This window comes from Enterobacter sp. DSM 30060, assembly GCF_013375955.1.
GTDB classification, from domain to species: Bacteria; Pseudomonadota; Gammaproteobacteria; order Enterobacterales; family Enterobacteriaceae; genus Enterobacter; species Enterobacter intestinihominis.
Genome location: NZ_CP056118.1, coordinates 3,716,346 through 3,742,720, shown reverse-complemented (window position 1 = coordinate 3,742,720; position 26,375 = coordinate 3,716,346). Strand labels below are relative to the sequence as shown.

The following is a 26,375-nucleotide window of genomic DNA, read 5'->3' as shown; positions in this document are numbered from 1 at the left end:
CAAGAGTGCGACAGAATGGTGAATTTTTTTGCACTTGCTAACGAAACACATTTTTTGAATGAAAAATGCTATTAACTTATTCCGATTTTATGGATTAGAATCGACTGGTTTTGTAAATCTCATGCGGGTATGTATTTTGGCTCGCACTTATCAGGGGACTGCCCAGTGGCGCGGATAACTAAAATCTCGATGACGCTCTGTGCTTTACTGTTTACCACACTCTCATTTACGCCAGCGGCGAACGCCTCCGAACAGGCGCGGCATTCTGCTGTACAAAAAACGCATCTGGCAAAAACCACAGAACGTAAGAAAAAAACCACCAGCAAAACAGTAAAGAAGAAAACCACCGCTCACACCAAAAAGACCGCCTCCAGTAAAACCAAAACTCTCCGTTCCGGCACGCACAAAACCACCCGCACGACCGCCAGCCTGGTGAATGATAAATGCACCGTGCGCAAAGGCCATAAAACGAAATGCGCCAAAGTGACGAAGCTGGCTGACGTGCATAAAGCGCGTATGCAGAAAGCGCAAAAAACGGCGATGAATAAACTGATGGGGCAAATAGGTAAACCATATCGCTGGGGTGGCACCTCTCCGCGCACCGGTTTTGACTGTAGTGGGCTGGTTTATTATGCCTATAAAGATCTGGTGAAGTTTCGCATTCCACGCACCGCCAATGAGATGTACCATCTGCGCGACGCCGCGCCTGTAAACCGTGGCGAACTGCAAAATGGCGACCTGGTGTTCTTCCGCACCCAGGGACGCGGCACGGCCGATCACGTTGGGGTGTATGTGGGTAACGGTAAATTTATCCAGTCACCGCGCAGCGGTCAGGACATTCAGATCACCTCCCTCAGTGAAGATTACTGGGTGCGCCACTATGTGGGTGCGCGCCGAGTGATGACGCCAAAAACCATTCGCTAGACCCTGCCCTGCCGCCTCCGTGGCGGGGTAAGTTCCTCTTTTGCATACCCTTTCAATTTGCTATTCTGTCCTTGTTGTCTGTAGGGTTATTGGCAACGTATAAAACTATAAGGAGAGTAGCAATGTCGTTCGAATTACCTGCACTACCGTATGCAAAAGACGCCCTGGCTCCGCACATTTCTGCGGAAACCCTGGAGTACCATTACGGCAAGCATCACCAGACCTATGTCACCAACCTGAATAACCTGATCAAGGGCACCGATTTTGAAGGCAAAACGCTGGAAGAGATTGTGCGCAGTTCAGACGGTGGCGTATTCAACAACGCCGCTCAGGTGTGGAACCACACCTTCTACTGGCACTGCCTGGCTCCAAATGCAGGCGGAGAACCTACCGGTGAGCTGGCCGCAGCGATTAACGCCGCGTTCGGCAGTTTCGCGGATTTCAAAGCTAAATTTACTGACGCAGCCGTTAAAAACTTTGGCTCCGGCTGGACCTGGCTGGTAAAAGAGGCTGATGGCAAACTGGCTATCGTTTCCACTTCTAATGCGGGTACCCCTCTGACCACCAGCGCAACGCCGCTGATGACCGTGGACGTATGGGAACACGCCTATTACATTGATTACCGTAATGCGCGCCCGAACTACCTGGAACATTTCTGGGCACTGGTTAACTGGGAATTTGTTGCGAAGAACTTCGCCGCATAAGGGACACGCAGAAGGGGCAACCCTTCTGCGTTTTTATTTATTCCGCCGTACACACCGCTTCTGGCTGTTTACGCCCGGACATCAACACCAGCAGCAAGCCGAGTGCGGCGATGATCGCCCCCATCACCGGCACAAAGCTGTAACCTAAACCACCGGAAATCACCGCCCCGCCCGCTGCGGCTCCCAGCGCATTTCCCAGGTTAAACGCACCGATATTCACGGATGATGAGAGCCCCGGCGCCTCATGCGCAACACGCATCACGCGCATCTGCAACGGCGGCACCACGGCAAAGGTTGCGGCGCCCCACACCACCATGGCAACCGCGGCGCCCACTTCGTTACGCGCCAGCCACGGGATCGCCACCATGATGACAATCAGCAGCGTTAAAAAACCTTTCAGCGTCCCGCTGACGGAGCGGTCGGCAAATTTCCCGCCGAGATAGTTGCCAATCGAGAACCCGACACCAATCAGCACCAGCATCGCGGTAACAAAGAGTGGCGTTGCGTGGGTAATGTCGTGCAGCACCGGGGAGATATAGGTGTAGAGCGTAAACATCGCCCCTGCCCCCAGCACCGTGGTGAGCAGCGCGGACAACACCTGAGGACGCATCAGCACCGCCAGCTCTTTACGTACTTCCGGACGCTCACCGGCACTCCCTTTGGGCAGCGAGAAGAACAGCGCGACCATCGCGACCACGCCCAGTCCGGCGGTTGCGAGGAAAGACATACGCCAGCCGATGGCTTCTCCCAGCCAGGTGGCAGCGGGAACGCCGCCGATATTAGCGATGGTGAGGCCCATAAACATAGTGGCTACCGCGCTGGCCTGCTTATGTTTTGGCACTACGCTTGCTGCAACAACCGAGCCCAGCCCGAAGAAAGCGCCGTGGTTCAGGCTGGTCAGAATACGGGAAAGCATCAGCGTGGTGTAATCCGGCGAAATCGCGGAAAGCACATTTCCGAGAGTAAAAATTGCCATCAGGAAAATCAGCGCATTGCGTCGCGCGCGGTGCGAAAGCAGCAGCGTCATCAGCGGTGCGCCCACCATCACGCCGATCGCATAGGCGCTAATCAACATACCGGCCGCAGGGATAGAGACGTCCACACCCCGGGCGATAACAGGCAATAACCCCATCGGGGAGAATTCAGTGGTGCCAATCCCAAAAGCGCCAATCGCCAGGGCCAGCAGGGGAAAATTGATTTTCATGAAAAGACTCCGGATACCGTGCCGTTACCCGGCACAGACTAAGAAGGCAAAAGCATGACATCAATCACAAAAAATGAGAAGTTAACATTTTGGCAAAAGATTTTTGCCGGAGAGGTAACAATAGCGGCAAGGGAGGGAGAAGACTCTCCCTCCACCTAAATCAGTGCAGCGCAGCGGTTAAACCACCCGCAACAATCAGGGCAAGAACAACAATGGTGGTAAACAGCGAAAACTTCAGATCGGTACTCATCAATTTTTCTCCTTTTATTCACCCTACGAAAAGTGAGCTTGCTCATTTTTACACAGTTCAGGTCAAAAATCTTCCAGGATTTAAACGGATATCCACTTTACCTCTTCCCCTTTTCATCAAGATAGGACAAAATTCCACGCTAAATTTATTAGCGTACCGGCCACTGACCCCCTCCTGACGTCCTGTGTCGTTTTCCCGGCGTGTCGCAACTCATGTTTGCGTAATAAGGGTGAGAGAAGGCAAACGTTTACCTTCATTTTTTTCAGGAGCTTAGGATATGGTCTGGAGTGACATTTAATGGCAACAATTAAAGACGTAGCAAAACGCGCAAACGTTTCCACTACAACCGTATCACATGTTATTAACAAAACGCGTTTCGTCGCAGAAGAGACGCGTAATGCCGTTTGGGCGGCAATCAAAGAACTGCACTACTCGCCAAGTGCGGTCGCCCGTAGCCTGAAGGTTAATCACACCAAATCGATTGGCCTGCTGGCCACCAGCAGTGAAGCGGCTTACTTTGCTGAAATCATCGAAGCCGTTGAAAAAAACTGCTTTCAGAAAGGCTATACCCTGATTCTGGGCAACGCGTGGAACAACATTGAAAAACAGCGCGCTTACCTGTCGATGATGGCGCAAAAGCGCGTCGACGGCCTGCTGGTCATGTGTTCTGAATACCCTGAGTCGGTGCTTTCCATGCTGGAAGAGTATCGCCACATTCCGATGGTAGTGATGGACTGGGGCGAGGCGCGCGCAGACTTCACCGACTCTGTTATTGATAACGCCTTTGAAGGCGGCTACATGGCCGGGCGTTATCTGGTAGAACGCGGGCATCGTGAAATTGGCGTGATCCCGGGCCCGCTGGAGCGTAACACCGGTGCTGGCCGTCTGGCCGGTTTCATGAAAGCGATGGAAGAGGCGCTGATCACCGTGCCGGAAAACTGGATTGTTCAGGGCGACTTCGAGCCGGAGTCGGGCTATCGCGCCATGCAGCAGATCGTCTCCCAGCCGCATCGCCCTACCGCTGTGTTCTGCGGCGGCGATATCATGGCAATGGGCGCGCTCTGCGCGGCGGATGAACTCGGCCTGCGCGTTCCGCAGGACATCTCGGTGATCGGCTATGATAACGTTCGCAACGCCCGTTTCTTTACCCCGGCGCTGACCACCATTCACCAGCCGAAAGATTCGCTGGGTGAAACGGCCTTCAATATGCTGATGGACAGGATCGTCAACAAGCGAGAACAGTCCCAGTCCATTGAGGTCCACCCGCGCCTGATTGAACGCCGTTCCGTTGCCGACGGTCCGTTCCGCGACTACCGACGTTAATCTCTTTATGGGGCCAGCTACGCTGGTCCCCGCAACCACTCCCGGTTCAGCGTTTCGCTGTCTCCCAGATAATCCAGCAGCCAGGCCATGGCGGGCGAGACGTCGTTTTGCTGCCACGTCAGACAGCATGCAGCATCCGGGAAAGGGTTTTCCAGCGTCAGAGCCACCCACTCTCCCGCGTCGATGCGCGGGCGCGCAAAATGCACCGGCACCATGCCAACGCACAGCCCCGCGCTCAGACAGGTGGCTGACGACTCCCAGTCCGGCGCAACCACGCGGCGCTGATTATCCAGCAGCCAGGTAATGCGCTTGGGCAGCGAGCGGGAGGTATCTTCCAGCACCAGCGAGGGCCAGTTGCGTAAGGTGTCATCACTCAGCGGCCCGTCCAGCGCCGCCAGCGGGTGATCGCGCGCGACCACGCAGGTCCAGCTCAGCATGCCCATGTCGCGAAACGCGTAGCGCCCGCCAACCGGGATCGCCTGGGTTGCACCAATCGCCATCTCCGCCCTGCCGTCCGCCAGCGCATCCCATACGCCGTTGAACACTTCCTGCGACACACGCAGTTCGACGTCGGAAAAATGACGATAGAAATCGACGATCATCTGCCGGGTCCGCTCCGGCTTAACGATGTTATCCACCGCGATAGCGAGATGTCCGCGCCAGCCGTTGGCGATCTGCTGGCACTGCTCACGGGTGATCTGCATTTTTTTGATAACAGACCGGCCTTCCTTCAAAAACCACGCGCCGGCAGGCGTGAGCTCCACGTCGCGATGACGCCGCTCGAACAGCGGGACTGCCAGCCACGCTTCCAGCTGGCGCACCGTATAGCTGATAGCCGAGGGAACGCGGTGCAACTCCTGGGCGGCACCAGTAAAGCTGCCGTTACGCGCCACGGCATCAACCACTTCAAGGGAATAATCTGACCACATCTTTAGCCTGCAAATTTTTTGAATGCACCCACCAAATATTAGCGTTTCACAAGCCGCTTTGCACTCCCTACACTCTGCGCCAACGTACACCTGCCTCCTCAGGAGAAAAAAAGTGCAACCCAGGAAAGGATTTTTAGTCTGGCTCGGCGGCTTAAGCGTGCTGGGCTTTTTGGCGACCGACATGTATCTGCCCGCCTTCGCCGCGATGCAGGAAGATTTGCAAACTCCTGCCGCCGCCATCAGCGCCAGTTTGAGTTTATTCCTTGCAGGTTTTGCTTTTGCGCAACTACTCTGGGGACCGCTCTCTGATCGTTTTGGCCGTAAGCCCGTTCTGTTGCTGGGACTGGCGATTTTTGCCGTAGGCTGTCTGGGCATGCTGTGGGTCCGCGATGCCGCCTGGTTATTGGTGTTGCGCTTTATTCAGGCGGTCGGCGTCTGTGCCGCAGCGGTCACCTGGCAGGCGCTGGTGACCGATTACTACTCCGCCTCACGCACTAACCGCATTTTCGCCACCATCATGCCGCTGGTCGGCCTGTCTCCGGCACTCGCCCCGTTACTGGGCAGCTGGATCCTGGCGCATTTCGACTGGCAGGCCATTTTCGCCACGCTCTTTGCGATCACGCTGGTCCTGATGCTGCCCGCGTTCGGGCTTAAACCTGCGCATAAAAAAGAGACGCATCCGGACGCGAAGCCCATCACCTTTACCTCTTTACTGCGGTCGAAAGCCTATCGCGGTAACGTGCTGATTTATGCCGCCTGCTCTGCCAGCTTCTTTGCCTGGCTGACCGGTTCGCCGTTCATTTTGCATGACATGGGCTACAGCCCGGCGGCTATCGGCCTGAGCTATATACCACAGACCATCGCCTTCCTGGTGGGTGGCTATGGCTGTCGCGCCGCGCTGCAAAAATGGGAAGGCCAGCAGATGCTGCCCTGGCTGCTGGTGCTGTATGCGCTAAGCGTGATTGCGACCTGGGCTGTCGGCTTTATTCCCGGCGCCGGGCTTGCAGAAATTTTGATTCCGTTCTGCGTCATGGCGATCGCTAACGGGGCCATCTACCCTATCGTTGTAGCCCAGGCGCTGCGTCCATTCCCGCAGGCGACAGGCCGCGCTGCCGCGCTGCAAAATACCCTGCAACTTGGCCTGTGCTTCCTGGCAAGTCTCGTGGTCTCTGCGTTGATTGCAACCCCGCTGCTCACCACCACCAGCGTGATGCTGGTCACCGTTGTGCTGGCAGGATTGGGTTATCGCATGCAGTCCTCCGCCCATCGCGAGCAGAGTGAAAACGCGCAGACAGAAACGTCGCACGCCTGATTACGCGGGAAACTATGTTAAAAACCAGTGATTAGGTTGCTAACAATTTTCTGTTGAATCACCAAATTTTGCGGCCTATACTGAATTTGGTTCGATTAAATACGATAAATATTAAGTGTTAACGGGAGCCGGAGCGCTCCCGTTTTACCATGGAAGGCATTTCGGCAAGGGTTATCTCCCTTCCTCTGTTCTACGTCGGATATTAGCCTCGCGGGCATTTACCGTGAGATTTCTCACAAACCAAAAAAGCGTCTACGCTGTTTTAAGGTTCTGATCACAGCAAGGTGATGGAGAAGCTATGAGTTCATCGTGTATAGAAGAAGTCAGCGTTCCGGACGATAACTGGTCCCGGATCGTCAGTGAACTGTTGGGACGTGCGGGCATTACGATTAATGGCTCATCCCCCTCCGATCCCCAGATTAAACATCCCGATTTTTTCAAACGCGTGTTACAGGAGGGATCGTTAGGGCTGGGTGAAAGCTATATGGACGGCTGGTGGGAGTGTGAGCGGCTGGATATGTTCTTCTCCAGCGTTTTACGCGCCGGTCTTGAAAATCAGCTCCCTCGTCATTTCAAAGATACGTTACGTATCGCTTCCGCCCGCCTGTTCAATCTGCAAAGTAAAAAGCGCGCGTGGATCGTCGGTAAAGAGCATTATGACCTGGGCAACGATCTGTTCAGCCGTATGCTCGACCCGTTAATGCAGTACTCCTGCGGATACTGGAAAAAAGCGACAACCCTGGAAGAGGCGCAGCAGGATAAGCTACAGCTGATTTGCGATAAGTTGCAGTTGCAGCCCGGCATGCGCGTGCTGGACATCGGCTGTGGTTGGGGCGGCCTTGCCTGGTTTATGGCGAAACATTACGGTGTCAGCGTAGTCGGCGTCACGATTTCAGCTGAACAGCAGAAGATGGCACAGGAACGGTGTCTGGGTCTGGATGTCGATATTCGGCTTCAGGATTACCGCGACCTGAATGAGCAGTTCGATCGGATTGTTTCCGTGGGTATGTTCGAGCACGTGGGGCCAAAGAACTACAAGACTTATTTCGACGTCGCCGACCATAACCTGAAGCCTGACGGAATTTTCCTGCTACACACCATCGGCTCTAAACGCACCGATAACAATGTGGATCCCTGGATCAACAAATATATCTTCCCGAATGGTTGTTTACCCTCTGTTCGCCAGATAGCGAACGCCAGCGAACCGCATTTTATTGTGGAAGACTGGCATAACTTCGGCGCAGATTACGACACCACGCTGATGGCCTGGCATGAACGTTTCCAGGCTGCATGGCCTGAAATCGCCGACAACTATTCGGAACGATTCAAACGGATGTTTAGCTATTATCTGAATGCCTGCGCGGGTGCGTTCCGCGCGCGGGATATACAGCTGTGGCAGGTGGTGTTTAGTCGTGGGATTGAGCACGGCCTGCGCGTGGCCCGCTGAAAAATAACCCCGGGTAACCGGGGTTATTTTTTATTCTTCTTCCACGGCCTTTATTATCGCCGCCTCTTTCGCCGCCAGCACGCGCTCAACGGTATCCACGACCGCCTGGGTCTGCGGATCAATTTCGATATTTACGCGCTGCCCCAGTTTTTTTGCGCCAAGCGTAGTACGTTGCAGCGTTTCAGGAATTAAATGCACGCAAAAACGCGTTGGCGTCACTTCACCGACGGTCAGACTAATCCCATCGATGCCAATAAATCCTCTATAAAGGATGTATTTCATTAATGACGGATCCTGCACCTTAAACCAGATTTGACGGTTATTTTCCGAGGTCACGATTTTCGCCACTTCTGCAGTGGTCATAATATGGCCGGACATCAGATGCCCGCCAATCTCATCGCTGAATTTCGCCGCACGTTCAACGTTGACGGTATCCCCCACCACCAGCTCACCCAGGTTAGTGATGCGCAGCGTCTCTTTCATTAAATCAAAGCTTATCTGGTTACCGTTAATTTCGGTCACCGTCAGGCAGCAGCCGTTATGCGCTATCGACGCCCCGGTTTCAATGCCGTCGAGCATATATTCAGGCAGCTCAACTACGTGAGTGCGGAAATTCGGTTTTTCATCAATGGACACCACTTTGGCAGTGCCCTGCACAATACCAGTAAACATGCTTACAGCTCCTGTTCATTCCGAACGGCGATGACACCGTATAATCCCACCACAATAACAGTTGAAAAAACAGGTTGCCAGTGATGCGCAATTTCTGGCGATTTTTTCACTAGATAATTAGTTAAACCCCGCTACAATAGCTGGCATCCCTCTGTTTTTTCTTCTTGCTGCCAGTAACGGCGGCCTTTTTAGTCTCTCAAATAACTACAATACAAAGGTGTACACGTGCAGAAGTATATGATCGAAGCGCGTCAGTTATTGGCACTGGCCATACCGGTGATCGTCGCGCAGGTAGCCCAAACCGCAATGGGATTTGTGGATACGGTAATGGCCGGTGGTTACAGCGCCACCGATATGGCCGCCGTGGCGATCGGAACCTCAATCTGGCTCCCGGCCATTCTGTTTGGTCACGGCCTGCTGCTGGCGCTGACGCCCGTTATCGCGCAGCTTAACGGCTCCGGTCGACGCGACCGCGTAGCCCATCAGGTGCGCCAGGGCTTCTGGCTGGCCGGGGGTGTCTCCGTCCTGATTATGATCGTCCTGTGGAACGCCGGGTATATTATTCGCGCCATGCATAATATCGACCCGGCGCTGGCAGATAAAGCAGTCGGTTATCTGCGCGCCTTGCTCTGGGGCGCGCCCGGTTATCTCTTCTTCCAGGTGGCTCGTAACCAGTGTGAAGGGCTGGCAAAAACCAAGCCGGGCATGGTGATGGGCTTTATCGGCTTGCTGGTGAACATTCCCGTGAACTACATCTTCATCTACGGTCATTTTGGCATGCCGGAACTCGGCGGCGTGGGTTGTGGCGTGGCGACGGCTGCGGTGTACTGGGTGATGTTCGGCTGTATGCTCACCTACGTTAAACATGCGCGATCCATGCGCGACATTCGTAACGACACCGCCTTTAGCACGCCTGACTGGTCGATGATGAGCCGCCTTACCCAACTGGGTCTGCCCATTGCGCTGGCGCTGTTCTTTGAAGTGACGCTGTTTGCCGTTGTCGCCCTGCTGGTCTCGCCGTTAGGGATTATTGACGTGGCAGGCCACCAGATCGCCCTGAACTTCAGCTCTTTGATGTTCGTCCTGCCGATGTCCCTTGCTGCTGCGGTGACGATTCGTGTGGGCTTCCGTCTGGGGCAAGGCTCGACGCTGGATGCGCAAACGGCAGCCCGCACCGGGCTGGGCGTCGGCGTCTGCATGGCAGTCTGTACCGCGCTCTTTACCGTGCTGTTGCGTGAGCAAATTGCCCTGCTCTATAACGACAACCCGGAAGTAGTGACTCTGGCCTCGCACCTGATGCTGCTGGCGGCCATTTACCAGATCTCTGACTCCATCCAGGTAATTGGCAGCGGCGTGCTGCGTGGGTATAAAGATACGCGTTCCATCTTCTTTATCACCTTTATCGCTTACTGGGTTCTGGGCCTGCCGAGTGGGTATATTCTGGCGCTCACGGATCTGGTGGTGGATCGCATGGGGCCAGCCGGATTCTGGATGGGCTTTATCATCGGCTTAACGTCTGCAGCCATTATGATGATGCTGCGCATGCGCTTCCTGCAACGTCAGTCGTCTGCGGTAATTTTGCAACGCGCTGCGCGTTAATGACACAGTAGCCGCCGGCTGGCGGCTACTTTCTCTTCACTTTGCGCGGTAATGAAGCAATCGCGTGAAATCAGAGAGAAAAATGCATTTTCCCTCTTGCCACCTTGGGGCTGTGCCGCTAATATTCGTCCCCGTTGTCACCGACAACACAATGCGTTCATAGCTCAGTTGGTTAGAGCACCACCTTGACATGGTGGGGGTCGTTGGTTCGAGTCCAATTGAACGCACCATTATGCGTCTGTAGCTCAGTTGGTTAGAGCACCACCTTGACATGGTGGGGGTCGATGGTTCGAGTCCATTCAGACGCACCAATCAGTTTCCTCGCACATTTCATTCCCGTTCAGCCTCGTGCAGGGGCAGCAAACCTTTTAAGCACATCGAAAGTGACCTCCAGCCCGCGCGTGCCGCGAAAGAGCGGAATGGCATAAGACATTTTTTATCCGTCCAGGCAAAGCATTGACGACTTCAAAAAATGGAGCTGGAGGCGGTCCTGGTGCAGCAGCAAGAAACCGTTACAGCATTCGCGACTTAAATAGCCAGTAGCCAGAAAAGCGCCCCATCAGGTTAGCAAAACGCCCGGCGTTTGCCGGGCGTGAAAACAACATCAGTCAACGATTACGGCTTATGTTCAATCGCCGGGTTGTTGTTGATGGCGATTCGCTGCGGTTTCTCTTCTTCCGGAATATCCTGGTGTAATTCAATCGCCAGCAAGCCGTTTTCCAGCGAAGCGCCGGTTACTTTCACATGTTCCGGCAGACTATAGCTGGCCCGGAAGTCGCTGCGGCTGATACCCCGATGGATCCACCCTTCTTCACCGTTTTCGGTTTTCTCCTCTTCACGTTTACCGCTGATATTCAGCTGACCGCCAACGGTTTCAATTTCCAGTTCGCTCTCTTTCCAGCCCGGCACGCTGAGCGTCAGTTCATAGCGGTTATCACCCACCCGCCGGATATTGTAAGAAGGCGTGGAGGGCAACGGCGTACTGCCGGTTAGCTGGCTAAAAAGGCGATCGATACGGTTAAAACGGTCCGCAAACAGAGAGTCGGAGAGATCGTTCAACATGGGAAAAGCTCTTAGAGTCATCATGTACCTCCTGAACAGTAAAAAAGAATATTCAAAAAGTTCATGTCTTACGGGCAGGTATTCCTTACCCGCTTTCTATATGAGGTTACCGCACAATATTTCAACCTCAGGAGCCTGCAAAATGTAGCTGGAACCTAAAAAACGCAACGGGCCGTTAAGCCCGTTGTTCGTTACATCATCGCAGTTCTATTACTCTCGCCCGCTCAGCCTGCTTTCGGTAGTGGTCGTATCGCTCCCGGAACCATGCCTGCTGTTCATAACTCATATTGCCGGTCACGGCATCGATATCAACTGGCTGGCCCAGCGCGTTCAGGTGGGTTTCCACCTGCAAGCGTCTTATCAGTTCGAATAACAGACAAAGAACGTTTTCACTGGCGGATTAATACTGATTTCCTGAACAAATGGGTAAATGGGTGAATCCGGGCTTGTTGGCCATATAGAGAGGGGCGCATGTAGGTTGCCGCGGTTGTGTATCGAACTGCGCATTGTTATCTACAACACGCTGCTCCTGGCCTTTCACGGCTATTCTCTTTTTCGTCTGCACTTTCCTGGCGGAGGGCGAGGGTTTTACCTGCCGCGGCAGTTCGGAGGCACCATAACCTGAACAGAATCGCTTCGACTGACTCAGACTTCCGTCATTGCAGACAAAACGGCCATCCGATGTACAGTGTGCTATGCCACCTTTTGAGCCAGAGCAGGGCTGTCTTCCACGGGCGGCATCAGCCTGCATGTTAAAAAGTACACTGACCGTAAGAAGGAAAATTTTCATTTTCATATCTGTATCCATGATTGACGTCATCATACTCAGGGTATATCCCCTCAGCCATTGACCTTTTTGCCAGATAAAATGTAATGATTCACGGCTAAGAAATAAATTATTAATATTTCAGTACCCGCCACAGCACAAGTGCTAAATCAATCCACTGAAAAATAACTCTTTAATGTATCTTTTCTGACCAGGATAAAATAAATGTCCGGTCGTTCATGTTGCCTGCCCGCCCAATTTACCTGAAGTGGATATTTTCGCAGGCGAAACTCTGCAATAGGCATCCTTGCGATGTCGGTAAAAGATGCGGAGGTGGTTATGCGTGCTGAATTTCAAAATTGGCTCACACTCTGGCGGTATTATCCAGATACTGCTGTTGTTTCAGATGACGGATTAATACCCTGCCCTCGGGCATAAATTCCGTGCCGTAGCGCACCAGCCCCACCCCCTTCAGCTCCGCATCAATGGCGTAGCGGAGTTCTCCGGGCTGAATCTGTTCCTGCATCACCACGTTAATCCGGCTCAGGCGCGGCTCATATTTCAGCAGCACGGCCGACAGTGTGGTAATCAGCTGGTGGGCGGTCCCGGGCATTCCCTGGAGGATTTTTGTCATATCCGGCAGGCCGTAGTCCGGCAGGTGGGTCAGCGTACCGGCGCGACAGTTGAGGATACGCTGCATGTTATCCAGCACCGACATAATCAGCTGGTTCTCCTCGCTTACGCTGTGCAGGTCAAGCCCGCCGGCGAAGTTGCCGTACAGCATGTCATACAGGGACGGACGCGGCATCATTCCCCCTCCAGCGGTTTCAGCGTCAGGCGGTTATTACTGACTTCAATAACCCGCGCCTTATCCGGGTCAAGGTCGTCACGGGTCAGGGTAATACGCCAGGTATCGTTTACCTGATCCGGTGCCATAAACATCCCCGCCACCGCCACAACCTGCGCGCTCTCTTCCATCGGCATATCCAGCGTCACCGATTCGCCAGGGCGCAGGCGAATATCCTTTTCCGCCACCAGGTCGGCTTTAATAGCCTGACTGTCACTGGCGAACAGTGACGGATAATCAGTACTGTCAAACGCCTTACGCTCTTTAAGCTGGTAAATACGCACCACCGTTGCCAGCGACGCCCCTTTCGCGTTGTTGTTCACCCCTTCGCGCGTCTGAATATCCAGATGCAGGGTTTTCACCTGTCTGTAAAAAATGGACTTCGTGACGGCGACGGTGCCGTCCGTCACTTTCTGCGTCAGCCCGCAGCCGGTTAACAGGGTCGCCAGCGTGAGAGCCAGAGTCTTACCAGCGGTAATCGCCATCTTCATCGTTCTTCCTTCGCTGAATGTTTTCCCGGACGCGCTGAAAGCGTCCCAGGTGAATGGTGATAATGTTGTTTCTGTTCTGTTGCGCATTAAGTGGACGCAGCACCGCCGTGCGCCCGACCTGCGCGGTCTGTTCCGCATTGCAGGACAGCCGCGCATCCGGCAGCAAATGTCGGGCAACGCATAACTGCATCCGTACATCCAGGTGCGCGCCCAGCCACACGTGTAGCAGCGCCATCAGATCGGCATGCAGGTCACCGCCCGGCAGCCAGCCCCGGACCTCTTCAGGGTTGTCGGTGGAGAGACGCAGCAGCACCTGGCCGTTCACATCCGTGGCGTGCGTGCCCATCACCGGTCGGTGCTTCAGGCTGACCAGCTGGCATGTACTCATCGCAACCGGCTGCTTCAGCGGGATACGGCAGCGGTCGTGGTGGTACACCGTTGCGCGGGTATCCGGCGCCAGCAGCCGCACCAGAGCTGCCATCCCCTCCGCCGTCCGTCCCGGCAGCATCATCACCGGCAGCAGCGCCAGAAATCGCGACAGCGGCGTACCGGCTGTCTGAGCGCAGCCGGGTATCCCCAGCCCCGCCAGCCCCAGCAGGTATTGTGACGTGTTGTCAGCGCCTCCGGCCTGAAAGGTGGCCGGGTACGAATACTTTCGCCAGATGCGGTAATACTGGGTAATCAGCCGGTGACTGAAAATATCCAGAAAATCCTGCGTCGCGTCGTGCCCTTCCCGTCGCTGAGCGATATCGTCGGTGTAGTGGGTCGGCAGCGGCGACTCCACGCCGTACAGCCCCATAAAGGTGACGCGCACCGACGGCGGCAAGTGCGGATGTTCCGGGTCTTCCATCCCCCGGATTTCACCGGCCGGAAACCCCATCCCCGGATGCGGGCGAAAACGCACCGGCTCCTGCCGCACCCGCCAGTCGCTGCCGGGCACCGGCATCTCCGGCTGGCTCTGTTCCAGCAGCTGGCAGAAGCGGTAAAAATTCATATACGGCAGCTGGTGCCGTACCTGCGCCATCAGCCGGGCAGGCGCGGACTGTGATTCTCTTTCCAACGGATACATTTCCCTTCTGGCTGAACAATCAGCGTGAGCTGGTTAAACTGGTTCATATCGGCATACAGGGCAAAAAAACGGTTGAGCAGTTCGCCAAACAGATGGATATCGCCCTCTCCGGTAAATCCATTGCTGTCGAGCGTCACCTCCACGTCCAGCCCGCGCAGCAAAAAACCGTCCTCAAAGCGCTGAGTGCGATGGTGCCTGACATCCAGGATGGCATCGAGGCGACGGTTGTTCATCTCGTCGTCCCGCCAGTTATAGAGCGAGAGTGTGCGGCGCAGCACCTCAGCGCTGCTCATCATATTGAGAAACCGGGAGCCCAGATGGCTCATCACCCGCCAGTGGAAGCGATCCTCCGCAGGCGGGTATGCGGGCAGCGTCGGCTTGCACAGATTACGCACGGTGAGGGGCGAGTCATAGACCTGTTCACAGCGGTCCAGCAGCGTGCTCTGCAACGCCCGACGCGGTAACTGGCCGTTGGTGCCAGTGATGCGCAGCGAGACCGTTTCCCGCTCCAGCATCCGGTCAGCTTCCCACTGCTGGCCGCTCAGTATCAGCCAGGTATCGTGCATACCTGTTACGCCCCGCTTCACGCGGGTGTGGTAATACCGTTCCGGTGCGTGACGACGCATCATGCCGCCCTGATGGCGAAAACTGGCGAACGGCACATAGTGCGCTTCGCCGGTACGCCCGGAGCCGTTGACGCTGTCCACCGAGTAAATCTCGGTATGCCCGTCCTGAAGACGTTTCGGGCGCAGCAGATATTCACTCTCCAGCCCGCTAATGGTCAGCGGGTCAGCTTCCAGGGTGAACAGGTTTATCACCGGCACGCAGTGCAGGCGCAGGCTGCTGTCTGTTACCGGTAAATCGCTCTGCCATACCTGGCTGAACACCACCTCGATATCGAAGTACGCCGTACCCGCCGGGAGCGTGATATTTTCCAGCCCGTTAAGATGGACGAACATAAACTTTTCGCGAAAGGTGAAATACTCCAGCAGCAACTGGTAACCGCTGAAGGCGCTGTCGCCCTTCGGCCACAGCCGGTCTTCCTCAGCAAAACCGCCCGGCGAGAAATAACCATCCAGTGCGATCCGCTCCGTCTGCCCCGGCAGGCGAATGTACAGCGCCGCCTGACGTTTTGTCAGCCAGAGGTGCAGGCTGCTGCCCGTCACCCTATCTTCGCCAAGATACAACGGCAGATGCCGGAGGTCAGTCTGCGGCCAGTCCGCCTGCGTACTACAGGCAAAACGCACCCGCAGGAGCGAACGCCCGTCAGGCTCCGTGGTCATAATGACCTTCTCCACCGCGAGCGGATTAAGCGTCAGATCCCGGGTGGTGCGGTAGCGGCAGACAGTGTTTTTAGGACCGACCGGGCGGGAGCTGATTTCCAGCCCGGCGGACAACGTTTCCGCCATTTTCATCGCCGGCACATCCGGCGACAGCACCACCACCGACAGGGACGGGATGGTACGCAGGTAGTGCGGCCACAGCATGCTCACCAGACTTTCGGTCAACTCCGGCAGGTCGTCATCTATCTTTTCGCGCAGACGTCCCATGGAGAAGGCGAAGCCCTCAAACAGCCGTTCAACATACGGGTCAGGTGTGCCCGCCTTGTCCAGGTCGAGCATTGCCGCCCGGTCGGGGTGCGTCTGCGCGAACTCTTTCGCCGCCTCGCGCAGGTAGCGCATTTCAGCGTCAAAATAACGCAGGGTTAAATCTTCCATAATTTTCCGGCTATTAATGTACAGGAGGATGGGTGATGAGCCCTAATACACGCAGTGATATTGGGAAAAATACAATATCCGCAACGGCCGTGAAGGGTGTTAACACGATGTTTGTTGCCAGTCGCAGAGGATGAAAGTGAGTTGAGTCTTCTGTAGAATAAAATTCCACATTATGTTTTTTAACCAATTTCTCGCTATTATTAAACAGACTGTCGTTCTTATCTCTGGGAATAATTACCCCTTCCAGGCGTATTTGCTTAACATACCTTCCACCCTCATTCCAGAACCCCGTTTTTTTAAGGTCATCAATATCCTGAGTGGTAAGGTTGCTGTCGCTTTCATTAACCTGCAGTACAAGCGCATCGGAAAAATGCATGACAAGGTCATTTCCATGCGGCATATCCAGTTTTAGCCTTAAACCATCAAATTTCTCATAACCGGTAACCAGCGTTACCTGTGTGGATAGTTTATCCAGCGCAAGTAACTCTTTTGCCCCTGTCGTTAATATATAGATGTTTTTTTTCACCCTTGAAAGCGACACCATCCCGAGGTATTTCTACCCTGACCTGTGTCTTTCCCTGAATAGCCGAAGCAGAGAGATTTTCATAATAAAACGCAGCGGTAACCTCGTCTGAAATCAAAGTACGTTCTTTTATCTTTGTGTCAGCAACACTGTTTTCTCCCCAAAGAATTGCTGTACAGCCTGAAAGCTGAATAAATATAACCGACAATATTATTTTCATAATCAAATGCATGATTGTTGTATATCCCTAATAATAATTTTTTTTGTTACGTTTGTTTAATTATCCGCACTACACGGTAGCTCTGGCAGCGTCAGTTGCAATCAGCCCCGCCAGCAGATGTTCCATCTCCGGATTCAGGCGTGCTTTATATGTATTATTACGTCCGGCCCTTCATACGGAGCAGCTTCAGGCGGTGGGCTTTGACCTCAAACAGCAGTTCTGGCGCCCACTGCGTGAGCGTGATGGCGCGGCCTGGCAGGCTGTAATCAGTGTATGAACGGATGCCATCAGTACGTTTCCGTGGGGTCGGGGTCATCAGCCAGGGGGTCAGCGGCAGGCTCGCTGACGGTGAATATCTGCAACGGCAGGTTGAAGTTTCGCAGCTTCAGCAGGGCCAGCGGGCCCTCTCCCGCCTCAGTGCGCAGGGTGTAGTTTAGCGGTCTGCCATCCTGCGCCTGCCACGTGAGACTGTAACTGCTGCCCGTGCCGGGGTAAGCGCTGACTGACGCCTTGTCCAGCAACCTTATCCATCCCCATGTCCCGGACATATCTGCATACTGCCGGGTGCCGGCCTGAGTGCTTATCCAGCTTAATGCCGCACCCGGCGCTTCGGTGTCCGCAGGCCAGTTAAAACGCTTCCAGGCAGGCATCTGGTTCATATAAGTCAGCTTCTGGCTGTCGATAACCAGCCGCGTCTCCATGATGCCATCCGCCGTTCCCGGGCGCAGTTCAAAGAACAATCCCGCCTCTCCACGTGTGAACACCACATCTGAAATATGGCTCAGGGTATCAACCGCCCTGAGGAAAGCCGGATTGAAAGTCAGCCCCTGGGCGTTGATGCTGTCCGGCACCCAGTGACTCCCCTCCCTGTGCAGCACGCCGTTAAGACGAGTCTGCAGAAACCGGGTGATGCGCCCGGAATCGGCATTGAGGTATCTGGCCAGCAACGGCAGGGAGACCTCGCTGCCACCAGACTGCCGTAGTCGCGGGTCTCGGTTAAGTCTACCGCCTTTCCCTGAAACACCGTCTGCGCAAGCAGCCGGGTCATGGCCTGCGGATCAGCGGCGTTGGTCACCTGCTGTAGCCGCAGGCGCACCTGGGTGACGCGGGTCAGATACGTCTGCAGGCTCAGGTCGGTATTTCCGCCGCCTTTCTGCTGGCTGTTAATCAACGCCAGTGCCGGGCCGAAGGTCGCCTCCAGCGGACCGCGCGCGCCGCCGCTCTGGTCAATGGCCGGCTGTTTATCGCCACCGAGCAGATTTTTTGCCGATTTCACCAGCGAATCGGATATCGCCTCGCCGGTCTCACCGGTACGCCCCTGGATATTCAGGGTGTTCATCAGTGCCACCAGCGGTGACTGGCGCACATCCGCCATCAGGGTGAGCTGGTCAATGGCGTCGGACAGGGTCACTGCCCGTTGCCAGCGCAGACTGTTGAGAAAATCGAGCCAGGCGGTACTGAAGTCGGCAAAATAACGTGCGGTGAGTCGCTGCTTCAGGGCTTCCGGCGAGGTCTGCTGCGTGGCGGGCTGTCTGCTGTCGCTCAGCACCCAGTCCATCTCCTCGCGACGTTCATTCACCACCTTATCAATGGCAGGCTGTACCGCCTCCTCCCACGCCTGACGGGTGAACATCCCCGGCACCACCTCATCGGTGCTGAACAGGCTTGCGGCGTCGGTGTCGCCGGTCATGTCCGTCAGGCGCATATCGGCATATTGGTTCGACACTTGTGAGAGCATTTTATGATAGAGTGTGGATTCACTGTTTCGCACCCCCATCTGGCGAACCAGCAGCGTACGCGTCTGACTGACCAGCATATCGTCAGCATGTAAGCGCCACTGCGGGTGTGACACCAGGCTCGCGGCATAAAAAGCGTATAGTGCCGGGCCGCTGCCCTGCCAGAGACCGTTTGCCACACCAGCACGCCGTGGCCAGTCGCGCATCAGCGTGGCGGAAAACCAGGCCGCATCCATTTTCTCCGGCCGCGAGAGCATCAGGTAGAGCCTGAGCCGGTCGTAAACCGATTTTGCCATGCGCTCACGTAACGGACTGTCCGGTGGCAGCTGTACAAAGGCCTGGAGCTGTTGAGTGAGGTGTTCCGCCGCCGCATCGCGCAACAGCGGCAAGGCGCTTTCACTATAGCGCGGGAAGAGCGCCGCCAGCAGGGCATCGTTCTGGCTTAAGCCGCCGCGTACGTACCAGGGCACGCCGTGTTGTGCACGGTACTGTAAACGAGCAAGGGTTTTCTGGAGTTCAGACAGGGCGTGCAGACGCTTGCTCAGCGGCTGTTTCTCTGACACAGACTGCTGAACCTGCTCCTGCGCCGTCGTCACCAGGTCACGGTTGGTGACAAAGGAGACGGCCATGGATATGCCCCACAGCGCCATCAGCGCCGCCACGCCCACGCCCGCCATCTGCGTCCAGCTGATTCCGGGTTTACGCGGGCGCAGACCTGCCGGTAAGGCCTGTGTAGACGCCGGGATGGCATCCCAGCGGTTGTCTTTGCCCCAGTGATGAGCAACACTGCGACCTGCCCCTGCTGAAGGCGGGCTGAACACCACGCCAGCCAGAGGCAGCGGGCGGTACGGGTTAAGTAATACTGATAAGGGTCCGGTCAGCGATTGCGGCTCGCGGATTAGCTGGTCAGCCAGGGTGAGTAAAAAATTCTGCTGTGGTTTGTCGCAAATCTGCTGAATACCCTGCGCGGTGAGGGGCGGGATCAGGTCGCTTAGCTGGCGGGCCAGTGCTTCAGGTTTACAGGCCGCTGACAGCTGGCACCCCACCGGCTGGGAAATCCGGCCCTGCTGCTCTTCGGCTCGCGGATGCAGCGACCAGACATACAGCGGCAGTTTCCAGCCTAACGCATCACAGCGCCCCTTCAGAGCGTGGGACAGGGCATCCATGGATTCTGGAGTCAGCGGCGCTGGCGGCTCAGCATCTGAACCCGCGAAGCGGTCAAACGCAGAGGTCACCCACACCACGCCATCCACCGGGCGGTGGCGCAGTTTACGCAGCGCGGTAAGCCAGGCGGCGTCCGCCGGTGCTGCCGGGTCACCGCCCCACAACAACAGCGTCCCCTGGTCTTCCTGCCAGAGTTCCTGGGTGAGTTTTGGGGTGAGCTGTTCGACGTCGGCAACGCTGCCGGTGACTAGCAGGATGCGGAGTTTGCGGGGCCAGACGCGGTCATAATTATGACGCAAATACAGACGCATATTTTTTAACGTTTCTCTGTATTTTTCCCTATCAACTAATTGTTTGTCTTCGTACCGAAGACTTTTACCTGACAATTCCCTCAGCCGCTGCAAAAAACTTATTGAGATCAACCAATTCCACAACCTGTGAAATAAATCGTCGCAGAGCAGAATTAAAATACAAATCCCTGCCACTGTCAGCGATGCTGTCAGTTTCTTCTCAGTGGTAAACTGATGAACAAAAGGGTTTTCAGTCCAGATGAGAAATCCCCCCACAACCGCTATCAGCAGGATAATTAACCATGTACTGAGGCGCTTTTTCTTTTTCACATCACTATCCTTTGCGTAAGATTAATCCGGACGGACAATTACCATTTGTGTGGTTTCATCACCAACCATCAGCCACTGGGTTTGCTCTGAAATCACCGCATGTTCGCAGGCGCAAATTAACGTGATATTTCCTACCGCCGCCCCCGGTCTGCCAAAAGTATCCTCCAGTACCATCTCTCCTTTTTTTTCAGACAAGAATGCCAATTTATCCATTGCAAGAAGAGCCGCAGTCAGTGCGCTACCTTTTACCTGAGCTCGCCAAAAGAACCAGGGCACCGCTGATGTTATTTTTCCCCAAAGTGCAACATCCGCTACAGCCTCTTCCGTTTTTGCGATCACCACCGGGCGATGTATCCACATTTGCGGCATTACACGATAACAAGTTAGCCATGCCGGAGAGGCCAGCAGCAGCGCTGATACGGACTCTGCCTCTTGGTCACGCGCTTGCAGAAATAAATTGATTTCAACAGAAAGAACAAGCGCCTCGTCCCTCCTGTCCAGCCAGCCATCAAGCCACATCAGCCCACTATTATCAGTACTGACAGTAATATCATTGACAGCATATGACGCTGGGAAAATCTTTCGCCAGATGGTGAGGATGTGCTCATTGTTCAGCACACCATCATGATGAATACGAACGAACAGGTTACCAGTAAACTGAACCAGTTCAGCGTGCAATTGCCCGATGACGCTTGCCAATATTGATTCCAGTCGAGTCTGGTAATTTGCTTCAGTGAATAAGGTTACTGATGGAAAAATTACTGATGCCGTTGTTAACGTCGACTGAATGGCTGGTGAATAGTGCGTCTGAAGTCCACTCCCGCCTTGTAAAAGCGCGACAGCAAGTTTATTTCTGGCAACTGGTGTGACGTAACTCATTCCAAGCACACCCACGGCCTTCTGTCCCAATAAAATTTTTTCTTCATATTGTTTTTGATATAAGTGGTTCCACCATAGCACTCGATCTCGTTCATTTTCATAGCGGCGCAGCCGGATGATATACCCCATAATTCCAACGGATAAAGGCAGCATCAACGTACAAAACCAAAACCATTCAGACCGCGTAGAAAGGTGCTTAGGCCATAGAGCCAGCACTACTACCGCACCAGCAATCACACACAGAACAATCGTAAGCAGCCAACGGAATTTATCCGGAGCAACTGGCAAAGGTTCTTCTGCTGGGATTTTTTTTAGATCAACAGGCATAAATTAACGTTTTCCTGCATTTGGTAATGATGATATTAGTGAGCAACCACAACCGCAACGATGACCATGCAGAGCTATTGGCTTACCATTGATCTTTGAAGTTTCATCGCCTTCGATAATATATGTTTCACCATGTAGAGGGCAATATACCTTATCCATAAGACAAGAGACTTCCAGACCCATAAATTTCACACCAGAGCTACCTTCAAGCACAGTACCACCGTGTGTTGTTTTGTCATTGATACGAATAACACACTGCATATACGTCTCCATATAAACTAACACAACAATGAGCTACATCTTTGCATAGTAATCTTATAGCGGTGACTCATCGTAATCAGAGAGTTATGCCTTGCATTATCTGACCGGTTTCGGGCTGTTGACAACGCAACGAACCGCTTTGTCGCCTGGGAGATATCCCTCATTAGCAGGGTCTGAGTCGAAGCGGAATATTGTTGCGCCGCGTCTTGGTCCGGAGAAATCCTGTGAGCGGATAACTTTTGTGTAATTACCGTTACTATCTTTAAACACTGGTTGTTCAGGGCCTTGAGGGTCTTTTACTGGTGAGTATTTATAATAATCAGGATCATACCAGTCCTTTATCCACTCCCATCCATTACCGGCCATGTCATATATACCTAAGGGGTTTGGTGGATAAAGATCACCGGGCAACGGAGAGTAGAGTCCCAAAGACGTGCCCATTTTTTTTGCATACAGTTTGCTATCTTTTTCTGAAGCTACATTGCTTTTATCTCCTTCTCCAATTCGTATGGTCCCGTCATTGGTTGGAACAATTACAAATTGTCCACGACTACGCGCTGCATATTCCCATTGCGCTTCTGTTGGCAATGAGAAAGGTAACTCAGTAATAGTAGACAGCCAGCGACAATATTTTTCCGCCTCATACCAGTCGACATAAGCAGGTGTATCGGGTGTCATATTTTTTTCCCGCCAGCGCTGTCCATTTCTGGTTTTCAAATCAATACTCCTTCCAGCTAAATTATTATAAGCCAAATAAAACTGGTACTGTTTGTTACTGGTTTTAAAACTTACTTATCGAATAACTTGTCAGCTCGACTTTATGTAATGGTTTACTATGCTGATTTGCATCATAGGGTAAATGTTCCGGGCCGTATTTTTCGCCATAATCTCCCATCAGAAATTCACCACCCTGTACAAAGATAAGCTCGGCCTTAATCTCACCCACAAATTTAGAGAGTTCAGCGCTGCTTTTTGGGGAGGGTAGCACCAACTGCTTTTGCTGATCGCAGGAGATTAGTGACAAAACGGTAATAAGAATCCCCCCCGTTCTGTATAAAATCCTCATAACTGTTTCCTTATTTAACTTTTGTGTGTCGTTCCGGTATTATCTGACCGGTTTCGGGCTGTTAACTACGCAACGAACCGTTTTGTCGCTCGGCAAGTGGCCACTGTCTTTTGGGTCTGAGAAATACCGGGTTATGGTAAGGCCTCGTCTGGGGCCGGAAAAATCCTGGGAGCGAACAACTTTTGTATAATTTCCTTTGTAATCTTTATAGACAGGATTATCTGGCCCCTGTGGGTCTTTCAGTGGTGAGTGTTTGTAATAATCCGGGTCGTACCAATCTTTCATCCATTCCCAGCCGTTACCGGCCATATCATAAATACCTAAAGGGTTCGGTGGAAAGAGATTGCCAGGCAACGGAGAATATACCCCCAATGATGTTCCCATTTTTTTTGCATATTCCTTACTATCTTTTTCCGAAGCTACATTCCCCCCGCTTTTATCAATTTGTATAGTTCCATCATTAGTTGGAGCTATAACAAACTTTCCCCTGCTACGTGCCGCATATTCCCATTGAGCTTCGGTTGGTAATGAAAAAGGTAAATTTGTTATTGTCGCTAACCACTGACAGTATTGTTGAGCCTCATTCCAGTCTACATGCGCCGGAGTTTGTGGCGTCATATTCAATTCATCCCATTTTTTTGCACCGGGGTTTTCTTTATTGACTGTTCTCCTATACTGATTGTTGTAGGTCAAATATAACTGATACTGTTTATTACTGGTTTTGAACTTACTGATTGAATAAGCGGTGAGTTCAACTTTATGTAACGGCTTACTGTCTTGTTTACCATCGTAGGTTAAACCTTCTGGTCCGTATTGTTCACCATAATCTCCCATAAGGAATTCCCCGCCCTGTACAAAGATTAGATCGGCCTTAATCTCATTAACAAATTTTGACAAGTCATTACTGTTCTTTTTCGCTGGCATGACCGAGGAATTCTGCTGGTCGCATGACATCAGTGGTGCAACTGTCAGCATCATTAACCCTATTTTCACTAATTTTTTCATCTTCGACCTCCTTAAACTTCAATAATATTGTTGTCACTTACAGGACTAAATATTCTGGATTTGGGATAGAATTCATTATCCATTCTGTATAGTTTGTAAAATTCCGTATTGTTCATAGCGAGCGCGTATCCCCAGGAAGGCGTAACCTTTAACCTCCGATAGATCTTATCCATCTCATTATCTTTATTGAGACCTTCTTGCAAAAACTCCTTCAGCTCATTCATTTTTCTTTGGGCAACCATATATTTTAATGCTGAGTTCCCAGCGGCCAAATCACTCCCATCAGCGTTACAATGGCTAAATACCTGGAACCATTCACGTTGTGTTTGGATACTATCTAAGATAGTTAATATTGCTTCTTTGCGATCGTGATAAATATCCAACATAACACGATTATTCAGGTCAAAGTGGTCATTAAAACCATGGCGAGTTAACAAATAAATTAGAATACCTTTTGCTTCCGGCGTCATTTTAAATAAAACTTTCGGATCAGCCAAAATTTTTGATGCAATATCATTCCTTTTTTGAGAACCTTTCATTCCATCTTCAAAAAAACTGACTATCGCTTCGAAGGCTTCATTAATATCTCTAATAGTAATTTTCATGTTTTTTAATTGATTTTCAATTTCACTTTTCATTTCAGTGAGAAGCAAAATGCTGATCTTAGTAAAAGAAATAAATGCACGCTCGGAAATTACTTCCAAAAAAGAATAATCAAGGCCATATAATTGATAAACCAGCCAGTACCCAAAATCGTAAAGTTTGTCGTAGTCAACTTCTGCTTCAAAAGAACCTTTGGCGCCTGCACCTAAACACAGACTGGCAGCGATACTGAAACAGAAGCGTCCATTAATGAAATCGCACTGAAATTTTCCCCCTGCACCAGCCCCAACCATTCCAACAAATGCTTCTGAAATTGAGCAAAAGTCGACAAATTTTGCAGCTTCTTTCGCATCATCGCCTTTTTTTCCCTGGTGCACCGTTAACTCGAGAGGTTGTAACCATTGAACGCCCCCTTTCATCTTGAATTCAGCACGCGCGCCGGCAAATATCTCTGCGCTTGCAGACGCGCCTTCTTCATTTTTTTCTCTTGCCTGATGAAACGCGGCACCTGTTGGAGAGTGTCGATCTCTGAAACGAGGCAGGCGCCCTTCGCGATCTCCCATTATAACCTGCTTTGTCCCAATGGTAGTAACCTGAAGTTGAGCTTCAACCTGGGCCGATGCTCCAGCAAAGCCGATAAGTGACGTCTCAAGATACATACGCCACATTCCCATATTGAGAACTTTAGTTTTTCCAGGAGGTGGCAGCATTTTCAAAGACCAGCCAATGCGATCGGGTATGTAAAATTTAGCACTGGCTGTACCCGATGCTACAGAAAGGACGGTGCTATGTTCACCTTTAATTGTTAATTTTCCTTTATAAGGGTCCCACTCTCCTGACGCACCAGTATTGGATGTAAAACGCAAAAATTGTGCACCAGCAGATACATCAACATTCTGACCAATTTCCTTTTCCAACACCACACTGCTGTTCCAGGAATCTGCCCAGTCACACAATGTCTTGTCTATTTTACCAATATCTTTGACTTCAAAAAAATTTATTCCTTTGCTTTTAGATTCTAATTTTTTTAACTGTTCTTTAATCTTTTGCGTATTTATACTTTTAATATTGCCATTATCATCACGTTCAAATATACTTTCTTTTCCAGTAGTACGATCTCGTCCTCGTAAACTTACCCGATGTATATCTCCAGTTCCAAAATTATCAATATACGATTTTTTTACATATACATAACGACTACCAATCCCGCTATGCCCTCCCTGATTTTTTTTAGTTTTTATCGGTATCAGTTCTGTTACCTCTTTATAGCCAGCCCCTTTAGATTCAAAATCTCCTAGCGTTTTCTGTAAATCCTTTTTCTTTTCTGCTAATTTTTGTTCTGCTTCTGATACCTTAGCTTCAAGCGAAGTGAGTTCAGCGGCTCTGTCGGGATGCGAGAGAACTTTTCCATAGGCTTCAATTGCCGTCGAATATATTTCATTTGCTTTATGAACTTCATCCACCAGCATCATAAGATTTCTGGAGTGATCATCCAGAGCGGATGCTATTTTTTCGTTAAGAAGAATTAGCTCTTCATTTTCGGTACTAAAATAAATCAATATTGATTCGTGATGTGCTACAACTGAACTTCCTTCTTTTTTATTCAGTGTCCCTTCAGCAACCGGAGTGTCATGTTCACTCATAAAAATCACCT

Annotated in this window: 24 protein-coding genes, 2 tRNA genes and 3 pseudogenes; 8 read left to right on the top strand and 21 right to left on the bottom strand. The window is 52.3% G+C overall.

What is annotated here, in order from left to right:
- Window positions 1–165 precede the first annotated feature (165 nt).
- Window positions 166–924 carry a C40 family peptidase gene (locus HWQ15_RS17810; protein ID WP_023299947.1) on the top strand — a complete coding sequence of 253 codons (759 nt, stop codon included), beginning with the start codon at window positions 166–168 and terminating at the stop codon, window positions 922–924.
- 122 nt (window positions 925–1,046) lie between these two features.
- The gene (gene sodB / locus HWQ15_RS17805) at window positions 1,047–1,628 is read left to right on the top strand and encodes a superoxide dismutase [Fe] (protein WP_017693553.1); all 582 of its coding nucleotides are present in this window, start codon (window positions 1,047–1,049) and stop codon (window positions 1,626–1,628) included.
- Between the two features lie 37 nt (window positions 1,629–1,665).
- Here the strand turns inward: sodB and HWQ15_RS17800 are convergent, their stop codons facing one another.
- Together HWQ15_RS17800 and HWQ15_RS17795 are read right to left on the bottom strand one after the other, a co-directional pair.
- Window positions 1,666–2,832 carry an MFS transporter gene (locus HWQ15_RS17800; protein WP_045622824.1) on the bottom strand — a complete coding sequence of 389 codons (1,167 nt, stop codon included), beginning with the start codon at window positions 2,830–2,832 and terminating at the stop codon, window positions 1,666–1,668.
- A 160-nt stretch (window positions 2,833–2,992) separates the two neighbouring features.
- Complete coding sequence (locus HWQ15_RS17795) at window positions 2,993–3,082, bottom strand: YnhF family membrane protein (protein ID WP_003857632.1); 90 nt, start codon at window positions 3,080–3,082, stop codon at window positions 2,993–2,995.
- A 297-nt stretch (window positions 3,083–3,379) separates the two neighbouring features.
- Between HWQ15_RS17795 and purR the strand changes: the two genes are divergently transcribed.
- Entirely contained in the window at window positions 3,380–4,405 is a 1,026-nt protein-coding gene (purR, locus tag HWQ15_RS17790; protein ID WP_006809011.1) for an HTH-type transcriptional repressor PurR, read from the top strand.
- A 17-nt stretch (window positions 4,406–4,422) separates the two neighbouring features.
- On the opposite strand, the gene punR is transcribed toward purR, so the two are convergent.
- Window positions 4,423–5,334 carry a DNA-binding transcriptional activator PunR gene (gene punR, locus HWQ15_RS17785; protein WP_022647895.1) on the bottom strand — a complete coding sequence of 304 codons (912 nt, stop codon included), beginning with the start codon at window positions 5,332–5,334 and terminating at the stop codon, window positions 4,423–4,425.
- 112 nt (window positions 5,335–5,446) lie between these two features.
- Here punR and punC point away from each other — a divergent pair, with 112 nt between their 5' ends.
- Together punC and cfa are read left to right on the top strand one after the other, a co-directional pair.
- Window positions 5,447–6,646, top strand: a complete 1,200-nt coding sequence (gene punC / locus HWQ15_RS17780; protein ID WP_023306000.1) for a purine nucleoside transporter PunC — start codon at window positions 5,447–5,449, stop codon at window positions 6,644–6,646.
- Window positions 6,647–6,944: 298 nt separating this feature from the next.
- Window positions 6,945–8,093 (top strand): cyclopropane fatty acyl phospholipid synthase, encoded by a 1,149-nt coding sequence (gene cfa / locus HWQ15_RS17775; protein WP_022647893.1) that lies wholly within the window; start codon window positions 6,945–6,947, stop codon window positions 8,091–8,093.
- A gap of 30 nt (window positions 8,094–8,123) precedes the next feature.
- On the opposite strand, the gene HWQ15_RS17770 is transcribed toward cfa, so the two are convergent.
- A complete protein-coding gene (locus HWQ15_RS17770; protein ID WP_063216403.1) occupies window positions 8,124–8,765 on the bottom strand; it encodes a riboflavin synthase in 642 nt (213 codons plus the stop codon).
- 225 nt (window positions 8,766–8,990) lie between these two features.
- Here HWQ15_RS17770 and mdtK point away from each other — a divergent pair, with 225 nt between their 5' ends.
- The 3 genes from mdtK to HWQ15_RS17755 all read left to right on the top strand — a co-directional run bounded on the left by mdtK (window position 8,991) and on the right by HWQ15_RS17755 (window position 10,675).
- Window positions 8,991–10,364 carry an MdtK family multidrug efflux MATE transporter gene (mdtK, locus tag HWQ15_RS17765; protein ID WP_032622176.1) on the top strand — a complete coding sequence of 458 codons (1,374 nt, stop codon included), beginning with the start codon at window positions 8,991–8,993 and terminating at the stop codon, window positions 10,362–10,364.
- A 153-nt stretch (window positions 10,365–10,517) separates the two neighbouring features.
- Window positions 10,518–10,594, top strand: a tRNA-Val gene (locus HWQ15_RS17760).
- 4 nt (window positions 10,595–10,598) lie between these two features.
- Window positions 10,599–10,675: transfer RNA gene (locus HWQ15_RS17755), tRNA-Val, on the top strand.
- A gap of 304 nt (window positions 10,676–10,979) precedes the next feature.
- Here the strand turns inward: HWQ15_RS17755 and HWQ15_RS17750 are convergent.
- From HWQ15_RS17750 to HWQ15_RS17680, 17 genes and pseudogenes are all read right to left on the bottom strand, one after another.
- Window positions 10,980–11,450, bottom strand: a complete 471-nt coding sequence (locus HWQ15_RS17750; RefSeq protein WP_026080712.1) for an Hsp20 family protein — start codon at window positions 11,448–11,450, stop codon at window positions 10,980–10,982.
- 172 nt (window positions 11,451–11,622) lie between these two features.
- Window positions 11,623–11,742: pseudogene (locus HWQ15_RS17745) on the bottom strand (glycogen synthesis protein GlgS); the annotation flags it as partial.
- An 84-nt stretch (window positions 11,743–11,826) separates the two neighbouring features.
- Window positions 11,827–12,222 carry a hypothetical protein gene (locus HWQ15_RS17740; RefSeq protein ID WP_063928376.1) on the bottom strand — a complete coding sequence of 132 codons (396 nt, stop codon included), beginning with the start codon at window positions 12,220–12,222 and terminating at the stop codon, window positions 11,827–11,829.
- Between the two features lie 334 nt (window positions 12,223–12,556).
- Complete coding sequence (tssE, locus tag HWQ15_RS17735) at window positions 12,557–13,000, bottom strand: type VI secretion system baseplate subunit TssE (protein ID WP_038417027.1); 444 nt, start codon at window positions 12,998–13,000, stop codon at window positions 12,557–12,559.
- Window positions 13,000–13,524 carry a type VI secretion system lipoprotein TssJ gene (gene tssJ, locus HWQ15_RS17730; RefSeq protein WP_176587439.1) on the bottom strand — a complete coding sequence of 175 codons (525 nt, stop codon included), beginning with the start codon at window positions 13,522–13,524 and terminating at the stop codon, window positions 13,000–13,002. Before tssJ ends, tssE begins: the two co-directional genes overlap by 1 nt.
- Window positions 13,505–14,599 carry a type VI secretion system baseplate subunit TssG gene (gene tssG / locus HWQ15_RS17725; RefSeq protein WP_074143609.1) on the bottom strand — a complete coding sequence of 365 codons (1,095 nt, stop codon included), beginning with the start codon at window positions 14,597–14,599 and terminating at the stop codon, window positions 13,505–13,507. The genes tssJ and tssG overlap by 20 nt, the downstream gene beginning before the upstream one ends.
- Window positions 14,554–16,317 carry a type VI secretion system baseplate subunit TssF gene (gene tssF, locus HWQ15_RS17720; protein WP_063149317.1) on the bottom strand — a complete coding sequence of 588 codons (1,764 nt, stop codon included), beginning with the start codon at window positions 16,315–16,317 and terminating at the stop codon, window positions 14,554–14,556. The genes tssG and tssF overlap by 46 nt, the downstream gene beginning before the upstream one ends.
- A gap of 13 nt (window positions 16,318–16,330) precedes the next feature.
- Entirely contained in the window at window positions 16,331–16,843 is a 513-nt protein-coding gene (locus HWQ15_RS17715; RefSeq protein ID WP_139153403.1) for a hypothetical protein, read from the bottom strand.
- Complete coding sequence (locus tag HWQ15_RS17710; RefSeq protein ID WP_139153402.1) at window positions 16,785–17,072, bottom strand: hypothetical protein; 288 nt, start codon at window positions 17,070–17,072, stop codon at window positions 16,785–16,787. Before HWQ15_RS17710 ends, HWQ15_RS17715 begins: the two co-directional genes overlap by 59 nt.
- Before the next feature lie 57 nt (window positions 17,073–17,129).
- A pseudogene (locus HWQ15_RS23260) lies at window positions 17,130–17,310 on the bottom strand (type VI secretion system protein TssA); the annotation flags it as partial.
- 37 nt (window positions 17,311–17,347) lie between these two features.
- Window positions 17,348–20,580: pseudogene (locus HWQ15_RS17705) on the bottom strand (ImcF-related family protein).
- Between the two features lie 21 nt (window positions 20,581–20,601).
- Window positions 20,602–21,786, bottom strand: coding sequence for a hypothetical protein (locus HWQ15_RS17700; protein WP_063149314.1), 1,185 nt, complete (start codon window positions 21,784–21,786; stop codon window positions 20,602–20,604).
- 3 nt (window positions 21,787–21,789) lie between these two features.
- Entirely contained in the window at window positions 21,790–22,047 is a 258-nt protein-coding gene (locus HWQ15_RS17695; protein ID WP_074143628.1) for a PAAR domain-containing protein, read from the bottom strand.
- Window positions 22,048–22,143: 96 nt separating this feature from the next.
- On the bottom strand, window positions 22,144–22,764 hold the full coding sequence (locus HWQ15_RS23255; protein ID WP_237764780.1) for an SUMF1/EgtB/PvdO family nonheme iron enzyme: 621 nt from the start codon (window positions 22,762–22,764) through the stop codon (window positions 22,144–22,146).
- A 64-nt stretch (window positions 22,765–22,828) separates the two neighbouring features.
- On the bottom strand, window positions 22,829–23,113 hold the full coding sequence (locus HWQ15_RS23250) for a formylglycine-generating enzyme family protein (RefSeq protein ID WP_237764779.1): 285 nt from the start codon (window positions 23,111–23,113) through the stop codon (window positions 22,829–22,831).
- Window positions 23,114–23,152: 39 nt separating this feature from the next.
- On the bottom strand, window positions 23,153–24,118 hold the full coding sequence (locus tag HWQ15_RS17685) for an SUMF1/EgtB/PvdO family nonheme iron enzyme (protein ID WP_063149312.1): 966 nt from the start codon (window positions 24,116–24,118) through the stop codon (window positions 23,153–23,155).
- Between the two features lie 11 nt (window positions 24,119–24,129).
- Window positions 24,130–26,364 carry a hypothetical protein gene (locus HWQ15_RS17680; RefSeq protein ID WP_063149311.1) on the bottom strand — a complete coding sequence of 745 codons (2,235 nt, stop codon included), beginning with the start codon at window positions 26,362–26,364 and terminating at the stop codon, window positions 24,130–24,132.
- Window positions 26,365–26,375 lie beyond the last annotated feature (11 nt).

Excerpts from the sequence above, each read along its gene's own strand:
- sodB (WP_017693553.1), top strand. The coding sequence starts at position 1,047 with ATGTCGTTCGAATTACCTGCACTACCGTATGCAAAAGACGCCCTGGCT.
- HWQ15_RS17800 (WP_045622824.1), bottom strand. The coding sequence starts at position 2,832 with ATGAAAATCAATTTTCCCCTGCTGGCCCTGGCGATTGGCGCTTTTGGG.
- HWQ15_RS17795 (WP_003857632.1), bottom strand. The coding sequence starts at position 3,082 with ATGAGTACCGATCTGAAGTTTTCGCTGTTTACCACCATTGTTGTTCTT.
- purR (WP_006809011.1), top strand. The coding sequence starts at position 3,380 with ATGGCAACAATTAAAGACGTAGCAAAACGCGCAAACGTTTCCACTACA.
- punR (WP_022647895.1), bottom strand. The coding sequence starts at position 5,334 with ATGTGGTCAGATTATTCCCTTGAAGTGGTTGATGCCGTGGCGCGTAAC.
- cfa (WP_022647893.1), top strand. The coding sequence starts at position 6,945 with ATGAGTTCATCGTGTATAGAAGAAGTCAGCGTTCCGGACGATAACTGG.
- HWQ15_RS17770 (WP_063216403.1), bottom strand. The coding sequence starts at position 8,765 with ATGTTTACTGGTATTGTGCAGGGCACTGCCAAAGTGGTGTCCATTGAT.
- HWQ15_RS17750 (WP_026080712.1), bottom strand. The coding sequence starts at position 11,450 with ATGATGACTCTAAGAGCTTTTCCCATGTTGAACGATCTCTCCGACTCT.
- HWQ15_RS17740 (WP_063928376.1), bottom strand. The coding sequence starts at position 12,222 with ATGAAAATGAAAATTTTCCTTCTTACGGTCAGTGTACTTTTTAACATG.
- tssE (WP_038417027.1), bottom strand. The coding sequence starts at position 13,000 with ATGCCGCGTCCGTCCCTGTATGACATGCTGTACGGCAACTTCGCCGGC.
- tssJ (WP_176587439.1), bottom strand. The coding sequence starts at position 13,524 with ATGGCGATTACCGCTGGTAAGACTCTGGCTCTCACGCTGGCGACCCTG.
- tssG (WP_074143609.1), bottom strand. The coding sequence starts at position 14,599 with ATGTATCCGTTGGAAAGAGAATCACAGTCCGCGCCTGCCCGGCTGATG.
- tssF (WP_063149317.1), bottom strand. The coding sequence starts at position 16,317 with ATGGAAGATTTAACCCTGCGTTATTTTGACGCTGAAATGCGCTACCTG.
- HWQ15_RS17710 (WP_139153402.1), bottom strand. The coding sequence starts at position 17,072 with ATGCATTTGATTATGAAAATAATATTGTCGGTTATATTTATTCAGCTT.
- HWQ15_RS17700 (WP_063149314.1), bottom strand. The coding sequence starts at position 21,786 with ATGCCTGTTGATCTAAAAAAAATCCCAGCAGAAGAACCTTTGCCAGTT.
- HWQ15_RS17695 (WP_074143628.1), bottom strand. The coding sequence starts at position 22,047 with ATGCAGTGTGTTATTCGTATCAATGACAAAACAACACACGGTGGTACT.
- HWQ15_RS23250 (WP_237764779.1), bottom strand. The coding sequence starts at position 23,113 with ATGAGGATTTTATACAGAACGGGGGGGATTCTTATTACCGTTTTGTCA.
- HWQ15_RS17685 (WP_063149312.1), bottom strand. The coding sequence starts at position 24,118 with ATGAAAAAATTAGTGAAAATAGGGTTAATGATGCTGACAGTTGCACCA.
- HWQ15_RS17680 (WP_063149311.1), bottom strand. The coding sequence starts at position 26,364 with ATGAGTGAACATGACACTCCGGTTGCTGAAGGGACACTGAATAAAAAA.